Source organism: Streptomyces sp. NPDC017529, from assembly GCF_044329785.1.
GTDB lineage: Bacteria > Actinomycetota > Actinomycetes > Streptomycetales > Streptomycetaceae > Streptomyces.
This window is the reverse complement of the sequence record NZ_JBIRJY010000042.1, coordinates 1-16,230: the sequence shown is the minus strand read 5'-3', so window position 1 is coordinate 16,230 and position 16,230 is coordinate 1. Positions and strand designations below refer to the sequence as shown.

At 70.0% G+C, this 16,230-nt stretch carries 11 protein-coding genes and 1 pseudogene; 10 read left to right on the top strand and 2 right to left on the bottom strand.

Features of this window, described 5'->3' with window-relative positions; all coding sequences use genetic code 11:
• Positions 1-140, top strand: a pseudogene (locus tag ACH4K4_RS38545) (IS30 family transposase); the annotation flags it as partial.
• 88 nt (positions 141-228) lie between these two features.
• Here the strand turns inward: ACH4K4_RS38545 and ACH4K4_RS38540 are convergent.
• Together ACH4K4_RS38540 and ACH4K4_RS38535 are read right to left on the bottom strand one after the other, a co-directional pair.
• Positions 229-897, bottom strand: coding sequence for a potassium channel family protein (locus tag ACH4K4_RS38540; protein WP_398174998.1), 669 nt, complete (start codon positions 895-897; stop codon positions 229-231).
• The gene (locus ACH4K4_RS38535) at positions 894-1,562 is read right to left on the bottom strand and encodes a potassium channel family protein (RefSeq protein WP_398174995.1); all 669 of its coding nucleotides are present in this window, start codon (positions 1,560-1,562) and stop codon (positions 894-896) included. The genes ACH4K4_RS38540 and ACH4K4_RS38535 overlap by 4 nt, the downstream gene beginning before the upstream one ends.
• Positions 1,563-1,955: 393 nt before the next feature.
• On the opposite strand from ACH4K4_RS38535, the gene ACH4K4_RS38530 reads away from it, so the two are divergent.
• The 9 genes from ACH4K4_RS38530 (at position 1,956) to ACH4K4_RS38490 (ending at position 15,827) form a co-directional block, all read left to right on the top strand.
• A complete protein-coding gene (locus ACH4K4_RS38530) occupies positions 1,956-3,974 on the top strand; it encodes an NAD-binding protein (protein WP_398175006.1) in 2,019 nt (672 codons plus the stop codon).
• Positions 3,975-4,120: 146 nt separating this feature from the next.
• The gene (locus ACH4K4_RS38525; protein WP_398175004.1) at positions 4,121-5,212 is read left to right on the top strand and encodes a PucR family transcriptional regulator; all 1,092 of its coding nucleotides are present in this window, start codon (positions 4,121-4,123) and stop codon (positions 5,210-5,212) included.
• Between the two features lie 466 nt (positions 5,213-5,678).
• Positions 5,679-7,730: an APC family permease gene (locus tag ACH4K4_RS38520; RefSeq protein WP_398174992.1), complete on the top strand. Its 2,052-nt coding sequence runs from the start codon at positions 5,679-5,681 to the stop codon at positions 7,728-7,730.
• Between the two features lie 255 nt (positions 7,731-7,985).
• Positions 7,986-9,314: a class I SAM-dependent RNA methyltransferase gene (locus ACH4K4_RS38515; protein ID WP_398174988.1), complete on the top strand. Its 1,329-nt coding sequence runs from the start codon at positions 7,986-7,988 to the stop codon at positions 9,312-9,314.
• 246 nt (positions 9,315-9,560) lie between these two features.
• Positions 9,561-11,252 carry a hypothetical protein gene (locus ACH4K4_RS38510; protein WP_398175001.1) on the top strand — a complete coding sequence of 564 codons (1,692 nt, stop codon included), beginning with the start codon at positions 9,561-9,563 and terminating at the stop codon, positions 11,250-11,252.
• Between the two features lie 277 nt (positions 11,253-11,529).
• A complete protein-coding gene (locus ACH4K4_RS38505; protein ID WP_398174985.1) occupies positions 11,530-11,952 on the top strand; it encodes a hypothetical protein in 423 nt (140 codons plus the stop codon).
• On the top strand, positions 11,949-14,012 hold the full coding sequence (locus ACH4K4_RS38500) for an Hsp70 family protein (protein WP_398174982.1): 2,064 nt from the start codon (positions 11,949-11,951) through the stop codon (positions 14,010-14,012). Before ACH4K4_RS38505 ends, ACH4K4_RS38500 begins: the two co-directional genes overlap by 4 nt.
• 672 nt (positions 14,013-14,684) lie before the next feature.
• Positions 14,685-15,362 carry a hypothetical protein gene (locus ACH4K4_RS38495; RefSeq protein WP_398174979.1) on the top strand — a complete coding sequence of 226 codons (678 nt, stop codon included), beginning with the start codon at positions 14,685-14,687 and terminating at the stop codon, positions 15,360-15,362.
• Between the two features lie 15 nt (positions 15,363-15,377).
• Positions 15,378-15,827, top strand: a complete 450-nt coding sequence (locus ACH4K4_RS38490; protein ID WP_398174976.1) for a hypothetical protein — start codon at positions 15,378-15,380, stop codon at positions 15,825-15,827.
• The last annotated feature ends 403 nt before the right edge of the window (positions 15,828-16,230 follow it).

The window sequence follows — 16,230 nt, the reverse complement described above, 5'->3', positions numbered from 1 at the left end:
ACTTCCCCAAGGCCACCGACCTGACGGTCCATACCCCTGAACACCTGGCCGCAGTCGCAGACCAGCTCAACCGCCGCCCACGCAAAACACTCGGCTGGGAAACCCCAGCCGAGCGTCTGCATAAACTACTCGCGGCCTGATCAAACCGACCACGTGTTGCGACGAACCCTAGAAACCGCCCCCGAGGTTCCCGGCCCTTCACCGTCATGTCCTACGTCCCGGCCGCGGTCACTCCTCGCGGCGGACCGACAGCAGGTCCTCCAGCTGCTCCTCGCGCGACTGGGCGGCGACGAACAGCAGCTCGTCACCGGCCTCCAGCGCGTCCTCCTTGTTCGGAGTGAGCACCCGGTTGCCGCGGATGATCGTGACCAGCGAGGTGTCCTCCGGCCACTGGACGTCGCCGACCCGGGTGCCGGCCAGCGCCGCCTCCGGGGGCAGCGTCAGCTCGACGAGGTTGGCGTCGCCGTGGCTGAAGCGCAGCAGCCGTACGAGATCGCCGACGCTTACCGCCTCCTCGACCAGCGCCGACATCAGCCGCGGGGTGGAGACCGCGACGTCCACGCCCCACGCTTCGTTGAACAGCCACTCGTTCTTGGGGTTGTTCACGCGGGCCACCACCCGCGGCACGCCGTACTCGGTCTTGGCGAGCAGCGAGACGACGAGGTTGACCTTGTCGTCGCCGGTCGCCGCGATGACGACGTTGCAGCGCTGCAACGCGGCCTCGTCCAGCGAGGTGATCTCGCAGGCGTCGGCCAGCAGCCACTCCGCCAGCGGCACCCGCTCGACGGAGATCGCCGTCGGCGCCTTGTCGATGAGCAGGATCTCGTGCCCGTTCTCCAGCAGCTCGCCCGCGATGGACCGGCCCACCGCGCCCGCGCCCGCGATCGCGACCCTCATGCGTGCGCCTCCTCGGGCCCTTCGGCGAACACCGCTTCCACCTTCTCGACCTCGTCGGTGCGCATCATCACGTGCACCAGGTCGCCTTCCTGCAACACGGTCTGCGAGGTCGGCAGCATCGCCTCGCCCAGCCGGGTGAGGAAGGCGACGCGTACGCCGGTCTCCTCCTGCAGCCGGCTGATCTTGTGGCCCACCCAGGACGGCGAGGTGTGCACCTCGGCGAGCTGGACGCCGCCGCTCGGGTCGCGCCACAGCGGCTCGGCTCCGGAGGGCAGCAGCCGGCGCAGCATCTGGTCCGCCGTCCAGCGCACGGTGGCGACGGTCGGGATGCCCAGCCGCTGGTAGACCTCGGCGCGGCGCGGGTCGTAGATACGGGCCGCGACGTTCTCCACGCCGAACATCTCGCGGGCCACCCGGGCCGCGATGATGTTGGAGTTGTCACCGCTGCTGACGGCGGCGAAGGCGCCCGCCTCCTCGATCCCCGCCTCGCGCAGCGTGTCCTGGTCGAAGCCGACTCCGGTCACCCGGCGGCCTCCGAATCCGGAGCCCAGGCGGCGGAAGGCGGTGGGGTCCTGGTCGACCACCGCGATCGTATGACCCTGGCTCTCCAAGGTCTGTGCGAGCGCGGAACCCACCCGCCCGCACCCCATGATGACGATGTGCATCGGCCCCTACCTCGCACCTTTCCCTGTGCTGTGACGCCGGCTGCTTCGACCTGGCGTGTTCGGCGACCACGCTACCTCCCATGGCGGCCGCTGCAGCCACGCAGTTCGCTCACCTGGCCGTTCAAAGCGTTAAGAAAGTGCCAAGAGAACATAAGTGAAGAGTAAGTTTCCTTGCGGTACGGCCGGAAATCTGGTCGTCGATCAAGGAAGCGGGTGCGCCCGCCCCGGGGCACGCCCGCCGGTGCCCGGCGGGTGGTGGGATCGGGCCCGCCCGCCCGGGCGCGAGCCCCGCGGCAGGCCGTGACCGCGTGCGGCCCGGCCGCTCCGTAGGGCACGCTGAGCGTCGTGTCCACCGAGCCCCAGCAGTCTCAACAGGTGCCAGCCGCCCCGCATATGGTCGTCTGCGGCGACGACGCCCTCGCGCGCCGCCTCGCCGCCGAACTCAAGGACGTCTACCGCGAGCGGGTGACCCTCGTCGTCCCCTCCGCGAGAGAGCCCCACCGGCCCCGCATCCCGCCGCCGGCCGGGGCGCTGGGACGGGCCCAGGCCCTGCTGGGGCGGGTGTCGGCGGCCATGGTCCGGACGCCGGCGGGCCCGCCCGGCGCGCCGGGCGACGAGGCCGGGGACACGGGAGAGCCCGACGAGCCCATACGGGTCCTGGAGGCGGCGGAGGCCGACGACGACACCCTCGCCGAGGCCGGCATCGGCACGGCGGGCGCCCTCGCGCTCGTCTACGACGACGACGAGACCAACATCCACGCCGCGCTGCGCGCCCGGCGGCTCAACCCGCGGCTGCGGCTGGTGATCCGGCTCTACAACCGCAAACTCGGCCAGTACCTGGAGCAGTTGCTCGACCAGGCCGCGGCCGTCGGCGCCCTCGACGGCGAGGGTACGGACGCGTCGACCACGGTGCTGTCCGACGCCGACACCGTGGCCCCCGCGCTGGCCGCCACCGCCGTGGCCGGTACCAGCAAGGTCATCGAGGCCGACGGCCTGCTGCTGCGCGCCGTGGAGCGCGGCCCCGCCGGGCAGGGCCCGGCCGCCACCTCCGGACTGTGCCCGCTCGCCGTCCTGACCGCGGCGGCCGACATCGCCGATACGGCAGGAGGTGACGCCGGCCGGGCGGCCGGGGCGGAAGGGGCCGCCGACGAGGGCCCGGAACTGCTTCCGGACGAAGCCACCGCAGCGGCCGCCGGCGGGCGCGGCACCGTCGTCCTGGAAACCGTTTCCTACCAGGGCCGGCAGTCGCGACCTGGCGGACGGGGTGAGCCGCGCGGCCAGGCGCGGCGGGGCGGACCGGCCGCACTGCGCCGCCTGGGCAGCCTCCGCGGCAGGGGCGCGCCGCTGCGCTCCTTCTTCTCCCGCCGGCTGCGCTGGTCGCTGGCCGGCGTCGTCGGGGCCGTACTCGCGCTGGCCGTCGCCTCCTCCTTGACCACGGGAGACTCCCCGCTGCACGCCGCGTACCTCTCTCTCCTCGACCTCTTCGCCATCAACGAACCCGCCATCGGCGAACCGGTCTCCCGCAAGGTGCTGCAACTGCTGTCCGGCCTCACCGGCTTGCTGCTGCTGCCGGTCTTGGTCGCCGCCGCGCTCGAAGGACTGGGCACCTTCCGCAACGCCTCCGCGCTGCGCCGCCCGCCGCGCGGCCTGTCCGGGCACGTGGTGCTGCTCGGCCTCGGGAAGGTCGGCACTCGGGTCCTGGCCCGGCTGCACGAGCTGGGCACCCCCGTGGTGTGTGTGGAGGCGGACCCCGAGGCGCGCGGCATCGCGCTGGCGCGCAGGCTGCGTGTGCCGACGGTGGTGGGAGACGTCACGCACGAAGGCGTACTGGAAGCCGCGAAGATCCAACGCGCGCATGCCCTGCTCGCCCTCACCAGCGACGACACCACCAATCTGGAGGCGGCGCTCTACGCCCGCTCGGTCAAGCCACAGCTGCGCGTGACGCTGCGCCTGTTCGACGACCGCTTCGCCACCGCCGTCTACCGCACGCTGCGCGCCGCCCACCCCCAGGCGCGTACCCGTAGCCGCAGCGTCAGCTTCCTGGCCGCGCCCGCCTTCGCCGGCGCGATGATGGGGCGTCAGATCCTCGGCGCCATCCCCGTCGAGCGGCGGGTGCTGCTCGTCGCCCGGGTCGGGGTACGGGGCCACGCCGCCCTGGAGGGCCGAAAGATCGCCGACGTCTTCCGGCCCGGCCTGCTCCGCGTCCTGGCCGTGGACACCTCCGCCCCCGACGACGTCCCGCCGGAGACCGCGCACGAGGAACCGCAGGAGCGCCCGCGCGCCCGCCTCGCACGGGAACTGGGCGACGGCTACGAACTGCGGCCGCAGGATCACGTCCTGCTGGTCGCCACCCGCCAGGGCCTCGGGGAACTGATCTCCCGGCACGCCCGCTCCGGCGGCCCTGCCCGGTAGCGGGCGCAGGCCGGCCGGCACCGCGGAGGGCCCGGACGGACCCGCTCCGGCGCACCGCGCGCCGTCCGGCAGGATGGACGCTGCTCCGAAAGCCGGAGCGGTGAACGGTGCGGTGGCAGGGAGCACGGACGGTGAAGCGAGGCGGGATGTCCCCGGAGTTCCTGGAGGGGTACGCCACGCTCCTCGGAGAGGTGTCCGAGACCGGGCGGCTGCCGCGGCGCGCGGAACTGGACGCGCTGCGCGAGCTGGGGGAGCGGGCCGCGGAGTCGGGCCACGGGCTGCGCGAACTGGTCGGCCTCTTCCTCGGCGAGACGCGGCGGGTGTGGGGCACGCTGCCGGGCGTCGCACGGGCCGCGGGGGCCACCGAGCGGGTCCGTACCGGCGACGCCGTGCTCGGCGCCGTGGACGCCGCCATCGCCGCGTTCGGCGAGGGGCACGAAAGGGCGCAGCGGCTCGCCGTACGGCAGATGGAGGCCGAGCGCCGCGAGTTCGTCGACGACCTGCTGTACGGGCGCAGCGACCTGGGGCGGCTGGCCGAGCGCGCCGAACGGTTCGGGCTGCGGCTCGCCTACGAACACGCGGTCGCCGTCGCCGAGGGCGACGAGCCCTTCGACGACATCCACCCGGTCGCCCGCCGGGTCGAACGCGAACTCCTCGGCCGGTTCGGCGACCGCGACGTCCTGATCACCACCAAGGAAGGCCGGCTGGTCTGCGTCGGCGCGAGCAGCGAGCGGGCGGTCCTGGACGCCTTCGCCACCTACTCGCGCTGCCCCGACGTGGGCAGGCAGGGCGCGCGGCGGGTGGCCATCGGCCGGGCGCACTCCGGCGCGGGCGGCGTGGTGCGCTCGTACGAGGAAGCCCTGGGCGCGCTGGAGCTGGCCGAGCAGCTGGACCTCGACGGGCCCGTGCTGCGCGCCGCCGACCTGCTGGTCTTCCCCGTGCTGCTGCGCGACCGCGCGGCCATGGCCGACCTCGTACGGACCGTGCTGGGGCCGCTGACGCAGTCACGCGGCGGCGCCGGACCGCTCCTGGAGACGATCGGGGCGTGCGCGGCGGCGGGGTATGTGAACGCCGAGGCGGCCCGCCGCCTGAAGATCAGCGTGCGCACCCTGTCGTACCGCCTGGAGCGCATCAGGTTCCTGACGGGCTACGACCCGGCCGACGGCCTCCAGCGGTTCACGCTGGAGACGGCGGCGATGGGCGCGCGCCTGCTGGGCTGGCCGGACAAGCCGCTCTGACGGCTGCCCCAGGGGCGGAATCCGGCCTTCGGTTCCCCTGCCCGGTCGCGCCGCAGCGCAAGGCCGCGGCCCGTTAACAGGCCATTAGGGACGCATAAAGATTGCCGGGATCCGGCAATGTGCGAGGCCCCGCCGCCCTGCCACCATCAAGGAACCGGCGGGAACGCCGCCGCCGGCGCCGGCCGGCGGCAGGCCGCCGACATCCTCGACGGGGGTGAGGATGTCGGCGCTCCGCCGGTCCGCACCTCGCAGGCGGGTGTTAAGAAGGCGTAGAAATGCCGGGGCGTTAAGAAGTCGTAGAGAAGAAGAAGCGCCGCCGAGCCGTCGGCCCGGTCTGTGCAGGGACGATGAATCCGCTGGTGGCCGCTGTGGCCGGGAAATGCGGCCTCGGCATACGGGCACAACGCCCGCGCCCGCACGGGTGGCGGGTGGGCGCGTGCCTTGACGAAGGCTTAGCATCCTCTGCGTGTCCAAACTGACCGACGTGCCCAAACGGATCCTTATCGGGCGCGCACTGCGCAGCGACAAGCTCGGCGAGACCCTCCTCCCCAAGCGCATCGCACTCCCCGTGTTCGCCTCCGACCCGCTGTCCTCCGTGGCCTACGCCCCGGGCGAGGTACTGCTCGTCCTGTCCGTCGCAGGCGTGTCGGCGTACCACTTCAGCCCCTGGATCGCGCTCGCGGTCGTGGTGCTGATGTTCACGGTCGTGGCGTCCTACCGGCAGAATGTGCACGCCTACCCGAGCGGCGGCGGCGACTACGAGGTCGCCAACACCAACCTCGGGCCCAAGGCCGGGCTGACCGTCGCCAGCGCCCTGCTGGTCGACTACGTCCTGACCGTCGCCGTCTCCATCTCCTCCGGGGTGGAGAACCTGGGCTCGGCGATCCCCTTCGTCACCGAGCACAAGACACTCTGCGCCATCGTCATGATCGTGCTGCTGACGCTGATGAACCTGCGCGGCGTCAAGGAGTCCGGCAAGCTCTTCGCGATCCCGACGTACATCTTCGTGGCCGGCGTCTTCATCATGATCATCTGGGGCGTGGTGCGCGGCGCGATCATGGGCGACACCATGAAGGCGCCCACCGCCGACTTCACCATCCACGCGGAACAGGGCGGCCTCGCGGGCTTCGCCCTCGTCTTCCTCCTGCTGCGCGCCTTCTCCTCCGGCTGTGCCGCGCTCACCGGTGTCGAGGCGATCTCCAACGGCGTCCCCGCCTTCCGCAAGCCCAAGTCCAAGAACGCCGCCACCACCCTGGCCCTCATGGGCGGCCTGGCCGTCACCATGTTCTGCGGCATCATCGGCCTGGCCATGGCCACCGACGTGAAAATGGCGGAGACCCCCGCCACGGACCTGCTGCACAACGGCGTCCCGGTCGGCTCCGGCTACACCCAGAACCCCGTCATCTCGCAGGTCGCCGCCGCGGTCTTCGGCGACGGCACGTTCTTCTTCGTCGTGCTCGCCGCCGCCACCGCCCTGGTCCTCTTCCTCGCCGCGAACACCGCGTACAACGGCTTCCCGCTGCTCGGCTCGATCCTCGCCCAGGACCGCTACCTGCCGCGCCAGCTGCACACCCGCGGCGACCGGCTGGCCTTCTCCAACGGCATCGTGCTGCTCGCCGGCGCGGCCATCGTCCTCGTCTACATCTACGGCGCGGACTCCACCCGCCTGATCCAGCTCTACATCGTCGGCGTCTTCGTCTCCTTCACGCTCAGCCAGATCGGCATGGTCCGCCACTGGAACCGCCACCTGCTGACCGAGAAGGAGCCGGCCAAGCGCCGCCGGATGCACCGCTCGCGGGCGATCAACGCCTTCGGCGCCACCCTCACCGGCCTGGTGCTCGTCGTCGTCCTGCTGACCAAGTTCAGCCACGGCGCCTGGGTCGCCGTCCTCGGCATGGTCATCTTCTACGCCACCATGACCGCGATCCGCCGCCACTACGACCGGGTCGCCGAGGAGATCGCCGTCGAGGACGTACCGGGCGACGAGGCCGTACGCCCCTCCCGCGTCCACTCGATCGTCCTGGTCTCCAAGGTCCACAAGCCCACGCTGCGCGCCCTCAGCTACGCCAAGCTGATGCGCTCGGGCACCCTGGAGGCGGTCAGCGTCGACGTGGACCCCGCCGAGACCAAGGCCCTCAAGGCGGAATGGGAGCGCCGCGGCATCGACGTACCCCTGAAGGTCCTCGCCTCCCCCTACCGCGAGATCACCCGTCCCATCATCGACTACGTCAAATCCCTGCGCCGCGAGAGCCCGCGCGACGCCGTCTCCGTCTACATCCCGGAGTACGTCGTCGGCCACTGGTACGAGCACCTCCTCCACAACCAGAGCGCCCTGCGCCTCAAGGGCCGCCTGCTCTTCACGCCCGGCGTCATGGTCACCTCCGTTCCCTGGCAGCTCGACTCCTCCGAGGCCGCCAAGAAGCGCGCCCGCAAGCGCGCCGAGTGGAACGCGCCGGGCGCGGTGCGCCGGGGCCCGGTCGCCCAGCCGAAGAAGGAGAAGGCGGCGGCGCGCAAGTAACCGGCCCGCCGGACGCCCGGCCGGGCCCGGACCTGCCACGCGGCGGGTTCGGGCCCGGCTGCTTCGATGCCAGCCGTTTCGGTCCGGCCGTTTCGGGCTCGGCTGCTTCGGGCGCGGGCCTGCCGCCCGGCGGGTTCGGGTCCGCTCGCGTCGCCCCGTAGACTTGCAGGTCGGCATCCGCCGTACTTCCGTACTTCCATACCCCCTCTTCACTTCCCTCTTCCTTCTCCGTCCCACCCCAGGAGCCCTCCCACCATGCAGGCAGAACCCAAGAAGTCGCTGGTAGGCGAGGAGTACGAGGTCGAGGTCGGCCCCGTCGCACACGGCGGCCACTGCATCGCCCGAACGGACGAAGGCCAGGTCCTGTTCGTACGGCACACCCTCCCCGGCGAACGCGTCATCGCCCGCGTCACCGACGGCGACGAGGGCGACCGCTTCCTCCGCACCGACGCCGTGGAGATCCTCACCCCCTCCAAGGACCGCGTCGAGGCCCCCTGCCCCTTCTCGGGACCCGGCAAGTGCGGCGGCTGCGACTGGCAGCACGCCGCCCCCGGCGCCCAGCGCCGCCTCAAGGCCGACGTGATCACCGAGCAGCTGTCCCGCCTGGCCGGCCTGACCCCCGAGGAGGCCCGCTGGGACGGCACGGTCGAACCGGCCCCCGGCGACAAGGTCCCCAAGGGCGAGGTCCCGGCCTGGCGCACCCGCGTCCAGTACGCCACCGACGCCGAAGGCCGGGTGGGCCTGCGCAAGCACCGCTCCCACGACATCCAGCCCGTCGACCACTGCCTCATCGCCGCCCCCGGCGTCTCCGAACTCGGCATCGAAAAGCGCGACTGGCCCCAGATCGCCACCGTCGAGGCCATCGCCTCCACCGGCTCGAACGACCGCCAGGTCGTCCTGACCCCCCGCCCCGGCGGCCGCCTGCCCATCGTCGAACTCGACAAGCCCGTCTCGGTCCTCCGCGTACACGAGAAGGACGGCGGCGTCCACCGCGTCCACGGCCGCCCCTTCGTCCGCGAACGCGCCGCCGACCGCACCTGGCGCGTCGGCAACGGCGGCTTCTGGCAGGTCCACCCCAAGGCGGCCGACCTCCTGGTCGAGGCCGTCATGCAGGGCCTGATGCCGAAGAAGGGCGACATGGCCCTCGACCTCTACTGCGGCGTCGGCCTCTTCGCCGGCGCGCTGGCCGACCGCGTCGGCGAAAAGGGCGCCGTCCTCGGCATCGAAAGCAGCAAGCGCGCCGCGGAGGACGCCCGCCACAACCTCCAGGACCTCGACCGCGTCCGCATCGAACACGGCAAGGTCGAACAGATCCTCCCCCGCACCGGCATCTCGGACGTCGACCTGATCGTCCTGGACCCGCCACGCGCAGGCGCCGGCCGCACGACCGTCGCCCACCTGGCCTCCCTGGGCGCCCGACGCATCGCTTACGTAGCCTGCGACCCGGCAGCACTGGCCCGCGACCTGAAGTACTTCGCGGGGGAGGGGTACGCGCCGCGGAGGATGCGGGCGTTCGACCTGTTTCCGGTTACGCATCATGTGGAGTGCGTGATGATTCTGGAGAAGGCTGGTAAGGGGGCCTGACCTGCTGTTTTGTGTGTGCGCATTATGTGCGGTGTGGGCGTTGCGGGCGATACCTTGACGCTGAAATGACGCTCGTGACGCTCGTCCTGATGGGGCGTCAGGGTCCTTCTCGGGCAGGTCAGACCACGTCAAGGTGGCGAGCAACCACGGGGCGCCGAGCGCAGACGTACTGAGTCCTGCTGGTCAGATGTCCCGGTAGACGTATGGTGTGACGGTGCACGCCGGTAATCTGTCGGGGTGTACGACATGACGGACCCGGCTGCCGCGCGCCGTGCGGCGAAAGCCGCCGAACGGGAGCGTTTGGCGCGTGCGCGTCAACGTCAAGGGGATCGTGACTCCTCCGGAGTGAGTGGTTTCGTCCAGCGCAAGTGGCGCTGGCTCGGCGTCGGGGGGAGCGAAGCGATCGAAGCCGTGCTGGCCATGCTCACCGAAGCGACGGGTGCAGCCGGTGTGCCCGAGGCCGAACGCAAGGTTCTCAGGCAGGCCCTCGAAGGGGCCCCGGACCGCGAAAGCCTGTTGCCCGCGGTCCAAGCCGGGTTGAGCGCGCTTCCCCCGGAGTCGGTCCTCGGCCATCTGCGGAGTCTCTGGGCCGCTGGTGTGCGCTGGCTCAACGAGGTGGGTCTGGAGCGGTGCAGGCTGCTGTGCTCGTCCGCACCCAGCTTGGAACTGCTCAGCAAACGTGCCCACGCTGTCTCAGGGGGCCCGGCCTTCTCTCTCTTCGCCACCGCGGCCACGCGTGGCGCGATCCCCGTGCCGAACCGTTTCCTCGACGAGATTCTTCCCTGGGCTCCTCTCTCCATCGTCGACGATCTGATCGATCACGGCGGCCTCATGCCCGAGGACGAGCCCTGGACGAGGCGGGATGAGCAAGAGGGCCTTTATCTCCGCGCGCGTCTCGCCCCCGACAGGGTCACGTACGAGCAGGCTGAGCGCCTCGAATGGCAGGCGTACCTGCGTCGACAGGCCTTCCTGCGGGGAGAGGCGCTGGTCAGGCAGGAACCCGACGATGTGTGGGACCTCCTGTACGACGTTGTCATCGACGGTGATGTGACGGCCATGGACGCGCTCGACGCGGCGCTGCCCCGGCCGCAGCAGATCGAGTTCCGCGACCTCAAGTCGGGGGCGCTGTCCGGGCAGTGGCCTTCGGGCATGACCGCAGACGGGGGGCTCTGGCTGTTGATGTCCAGCCTGTGGCGTCCGGAGGAGCCGGTCGACGCGGGGCGGAGCCCGTTCTACGCTCTCGTCGCCCTGAACTGCGCCTACGACCTGGTCAAGGCCGGCGACCTGGAAGCGGCGGCCCGGCAGGCACGCTCCCTTGTCCGGAGCAGCGTGAACAACCGGAAGGTTCCGACGGAGCTGGTGCAGGAGGGGTACGCGATCGCCGCGTACGCAGCGGTGGGGCAGAGCGAGCGGCTCGATTCGCCGACGGGGCGGGACAAGCTCCTCGGAGCTGCTGAGGAGTACGCCGAACGGGCCTGTGAGCTGGGAGGAGCCGTCGCCGAACGGAACCTCCGCCTTCTGCGTGCCTGGCGGGGAACGAGAAGGAACGACCGCGGTCCGTTCAGCAATCCCTTCCTCGACATCGGCCTTGAGCACGGTGCCGCCGGATGGGAGGAACGCTGCCGGGAGATATTCCGGCAGCACGAGGGTGATGCAAAGGCCCAGTCGGAGCTGAACATGGCCGAGGAACGCATTCGTGGCGCGCTGCGAGGACAGGCCGGCTGGGACGTGTTCTACCGACTGCCGCTCGACCGGTCCCGGTACGGCATGCCTTTCCAAGTGCCGAAGCACCTGGTTCCCCCGGTCGAGACGATGCCTCGCCGGACCGCGGGGACGAGTGGCGGCGAGCTCGAAACCATCCGTGCCCGTGCCGCCGTGGAACTCCTCGACGACTTCCGGACCACCGCACCACGCCTGGATCGCCACAGCTCCACGTGATGACTCCGTCAGCGCGCCACGGTCCTGACCCCCGTCCGAACACGAAAAAGCAAGGGCCGCCTTCATGCCTCCCAAAAAGAAGATCCTTAGGGGAAAACGGTCACACTGCCACTGCCCCGCATGTGGCCGGACGCGATCCGGTGCACAGAGCACACCGCCACCGCACAAGCCTGGGGGTCTGAAGCGCCGCAGCGACCGGAAGAAGCCGAATGCCACGGTCACGGCGGCAGAGGCCGGTGCCGCGCAGGTTCCTCCCCGTCCTGACCCGATCGACGCGATGACGGTCATCAAGGGGGTGGCGGCCCGTGTGCCGGAGGCGTTGGAGGCTGCCGGTGCCGAGGACGTGCCACCGGGCGGCGCCCTCACCGCTGCGATACGCCGTGCGGTCCTGGACGAGTTCCGCACACGCGCGGAGTTCGCCGGGCATCTCGCCGAGATCGACGCGCTGCTCTGGTCCCGGACCGGGGTGAGTCGCGAGACCGTCGAGGGCGTGCTGACGAGGCATCTGCGGGAACTGCGGCTGCTGCGGGTCACAGTTCCCGAGGAAAGCGACCGGTTCGTCGTGACCGAAGGAGAAGGAGATGCCTTCGAACTGCTGAGTCCGGCTTACGTGGACGAGTTGACAGGGAAGGTCATTCTCGCGGGGCAGTTGCGGCGCGTCGCCGGGTCCGCGGGCATGCACATGGGGGAGGAAGCATGACGGCAGCGGGAATCGACTTCGGGACCACCAACTCGGTCGCTGCCCAGTGGAACGGGGAGTACGTCGAGATACTGGAGATCGGTGGTCAGGGCCTGGACGCCGATTGGGGGCGGCGAGGGTTCGAATTGCTCTACCCGTCGGTCGTCGGCACGAGTTCGCTGCGGCCCGGGACCCTGTTCGGCTGGGAGGCGAAGCTCCGCTCCGAGCAGGCCGTCGAAGCGTGCAAGCGGATGTTGCGCGAGGAGCCGTTCGTCATGCTGGGGGGTGAGCGATTCGCGGCGACCACCGCAGCCGCAGGCGTCTTCCACGCCATCGCCGGCGCGGCGGAGGAGGAGGCGGCCACCGAGATCCGCGAGGCTGTCATCACGGTGCCCGCCAATGCCACCGGGGCGGCCCGCTTTCGGACCCGCGAGGCCGCGCGAGCCGCGGGCATCACCGTCCGTACCCTGCTGAATGAGCCGACAGCCGCTGCGATCGCCTACGTGCACGAGATCGAGGCCGACGGTGAGTTCCTGGTCTTCGACTGGGGCGGGGGCACGATGGACGCCACGCTGCTCCTCCATGACGACGGCTTCTTCGACGAGAAGGCCAGCCGGGGCGTCAACCGTCTGGGCGGTCTGGAGATCGACGCCAGGCTGCGCCGCATGGTCCTCGACCGGGCACCCCGGCGGGGGCGGTGGAGCGACTCCGAGAACCGGGCGTTCGCTCTGGAGATCGAGCGGGCCAAGATCCTGCTCTCCCATCAGGAGTCGGTCAGCGTCCGCACACCCGACGACGCGCATGTCGAGATCGGTCAGGACGAGTTCTCGGAGGCCATCCAGGACCTCATCAACCGTGCGCTCGACCCGGTCGAGGAGTGCCTGGAGCAGGCCCGGATCGATCCCCAGGACATCACCGCGGTGCTGATGATCGGTGGCAGCAGTCAGATTCCCGCCGTGCGCGCCGCAGTGTCGGAGGCACTGGACTGCGAACTCGTGGACACCGCTCTCTGCGACCCGATGACCGCCGTGGCCGAGGGCGCGGCGATCAGCGCCGCGGCGATGGACGGCGAGCTGAAGAGCATCATCCGGGTGGTCAACACGCACGCCCTCGGAACCGTCACCAAGGACCGTGACGGCCGACGGAGCTTCAGCGCGCTCATCGACCGTAACCAGCGCCTGCCTCAGCAGCGCGTGAAGTCGTACCAGCCGACGAAGGACCATCTCGCGCAACTGACCGTCGAGGTCTGGGAGGGCGACCCGGATCGTGAGGTCGACCACCCGGACAACGTCAAACTGACCGACCTCGTCCTGAAGTACCCCGAGCGGTGCAAGATCGAGGACGGTGTCTTCGACCTGGAGTACACCTACAGCAAGGAAGGTCTGCTGACCGCCAGGGCGACTCTCCAGAAGACCGGCGAGGTCGTCCTCGACGGGGAGGTCAAGGTGTTCGGTGACGGGAACGTACAGCCGGAAGTGAAGAAGGAGCTCGATCGGCTGCTCGCACTGGCACCGGCCGCTCGGCCCGTGGGCGCCCCGACCCACCCCCAGCAAGCCCGTGCCGACGGGCAGCGCAACGGGGTGGCCAAGCCCGCTCCCCCGCGTAACGGTTCTCGGCCGGCCGCCGGGAACGCCGACACGGCGCCGCTCGTCATCGACGGATCCAACCTCGCCTGGAACGGGCTGCCGTCCCGCGCGGCTGGTGGAAAGCCGAGTTTCGCGGCGCTGGAGGCAGCAGTGCGGTCGCTGCGGTTCAAGCATCCCGAGCGCGACATCCATGTGGTGGTCGACGCCACCCTGCGCCACGACGTCTCCGCTGAGGAGCGGCCCCATGTGGAGGCAGCCATCGACAACGGCACGGTCGTGCAGCCTCCCGCCGGAACGGAAGGGCGGGGCGACGCGCTGGTGATCAGCATCGCTGACGAGGTGGGTGGAGTGATCGTCTCGAACGACAACTTCGCACCGTTCCAGCGAGCCAATCCGTGGCTGCGCGACGCGGGGCGGGTCATCGGAGCCACCCAGTCGCAAGGGATTTGGGTTTTCAACCGGCGCGTTCCCAACGCGGCCGTACAGCGGAGGTGAGGGACTCTCCGACGGCGTTCGGCGCGTTGACGAGTGGGCTGCCGGGAACGTCACCGTGTACCGCCCTGACTTGGTCCCGCCGTCCCCGGGCGCCACTGCGCCGGTGCGGCCGGTAGTCAGCCACCTCCGTGAAGGACGGCGGCGCAAAGCCGTGTGTGTGGTTTCGGTCTCCGGACTGTTCGTGACACGGCAACACATCCAGAACGGCCGGTCGAACGCCGCGCGAATTCCAAGGGAAGTCGAGAGTGGGTAGCTCAGAAATGGCTATGCTCGCCAAATAGTGATCCGTGGCCACCCCGTCACGGGTCAATGTGCCAGTGGCATCGCCCAGACGCTGCCTTGTCCCTTCCGGCCTGTATACGTGCGGGCTGGAAGGGCGAGGAAGCGATATGTCGAGCGGGCTCAGATGTCCAGGAAGAGACCAGTGAACGTGGCCACCTGCCGCGATGAGTGATCTGCGGCTGACCTGCGCGAATGGCCGTTCGACTGTTTCACGCTCGTTCCGCTTGCTCGGGCTGGAAGCCCCAGAAGAACCCCCATTGCTGACGGGCGCCTTTCGGCTCCATTTGGCGGTACGGGCTCGTCGAACGGCCTCGTTTCCAGCGCGATCGGTGGAGCCTGGATGTCGAGTGACTGGCGCTCGGCCAATACCTTGCGGGATGGCTGGTCCTGATGATCGACGACGACTCTGCGGTCGCTGATGGCAGTGAGCCGGCAGCGCTCACCAACACTCGGACGCCGTACAGTGAGAGGCCCGTCGCGCGAGCCCGGCGGGCGAAGGCTCACGAGCTGATCGAGTGGCTCGTCGCCGAGGGCCGTGTTCGGATCACCGACCCTGATGATGACGAGGTCACGGAGTGGCGGCGTGTCGTCAACTACGCGAAATGGCAGGGCCTGGAACCAGCGGGCGAGCGCATCGAGAAGGTTCCGTACGGTGGGCCGGGGCTGGAGCTGTTTCTTGCGGACGGCCTGCATCCCAATGCGCGGAGTCAACGGCCGAAAGAGAACGGGGGTCCGGTTTCCGTTCCCTCACGACGGGGGAACCTCCATCCGATCGTGACCGCGGACAAAGACGACGAGCACCAACTCGTCATGCTGTCTGGGCTCCGCCGAAGGTCGATTCTGCTGCTGCAGGGATTGTCGGCTGAGGCGGTCCGGCGAGGGTACGAAGTGCGGAAGGTCCACTCGTGCTTTCACTCACGCGAGGGCGGAGTGGGCATTGTTGTCGACGGCCTCGCATACACCGTCAATGTCAGGCAGAAGTTTCTGCAGTCCACGGATCCTGACCGCTCCGCTCGCCTCGTCGTGGAGCTCACTCATGGCCTGACCGGCCGGCCCGGTTGCTGGTGAGACCGGAAGACCCGGGTGCTCGAAGAGGCCCTGGATGCGGTCCTTGGAGAGATCGAGGCGCGAGCGGCGCAAGACGCTCGGCGCAGGCAGGAAGAGCAGCGGGACATTGTGGAACGTGAAGTCCGCTGGCGAGCGGCCGTGGAGGTGGCGAGGGAACAGGCTGTTCGCGAACGCACCGCCCAGGCGCTACGCGAAGAGGCCGGGCGCTGGCAGGTGTCTGCGGCCCTGAGCGCGTACTGCGCGGCGTTGGAACGTCGTATTGGTGAGCTTCACGGCGTTGTGGACGAGCCGACTCTGAGTCAGGCCCGGCGTTGGTTGGAGTGGGCAAGGGCGTACGTGAGGTCGATCGACCCCTTGCGTGAGCTTCCGAAGATGCCGGATGCACGCGAACCCACGCCGGAGGAATTCAAGCCGTATCTCAGGGGATGGAGCCCTGACGGGCCGGAACGGTGGGGCGGTCGGTGACACGCGCATAAGTAGCTCGCGGACCTGCTGCCCGATGACGCATGACGCTCGTTCCGGTGGGGTGTCACCTCGCCAACGGTGCAGGTCGTGTCCATGGGGCGTGTTGCAAAGTCTCGCTTTGCGATTTCTTGAGACGAGCACGCGAAGCTCCTGATGGTCGCGGGCAGTCTTGACCGAGCGCCCGTCCACCAGGGAGCTTCGTCGTTCCGCAGATCTGTCCAACACGTGGCCAGGATCAGATGGGAAAAGCTCGCTGTCTCACGTCTCCCGGACTGTGGCCCTCGGCCGTCCTGGTGCCATTCGACTCTCTAGAGGTTGTCCCGTATGGGGTGTGAGTTATCCCGTGAGGGCCAGGTTGTGCAACCGGGCGATGCCGAGCATGGCCTGGTGAACTCCGTCGCCC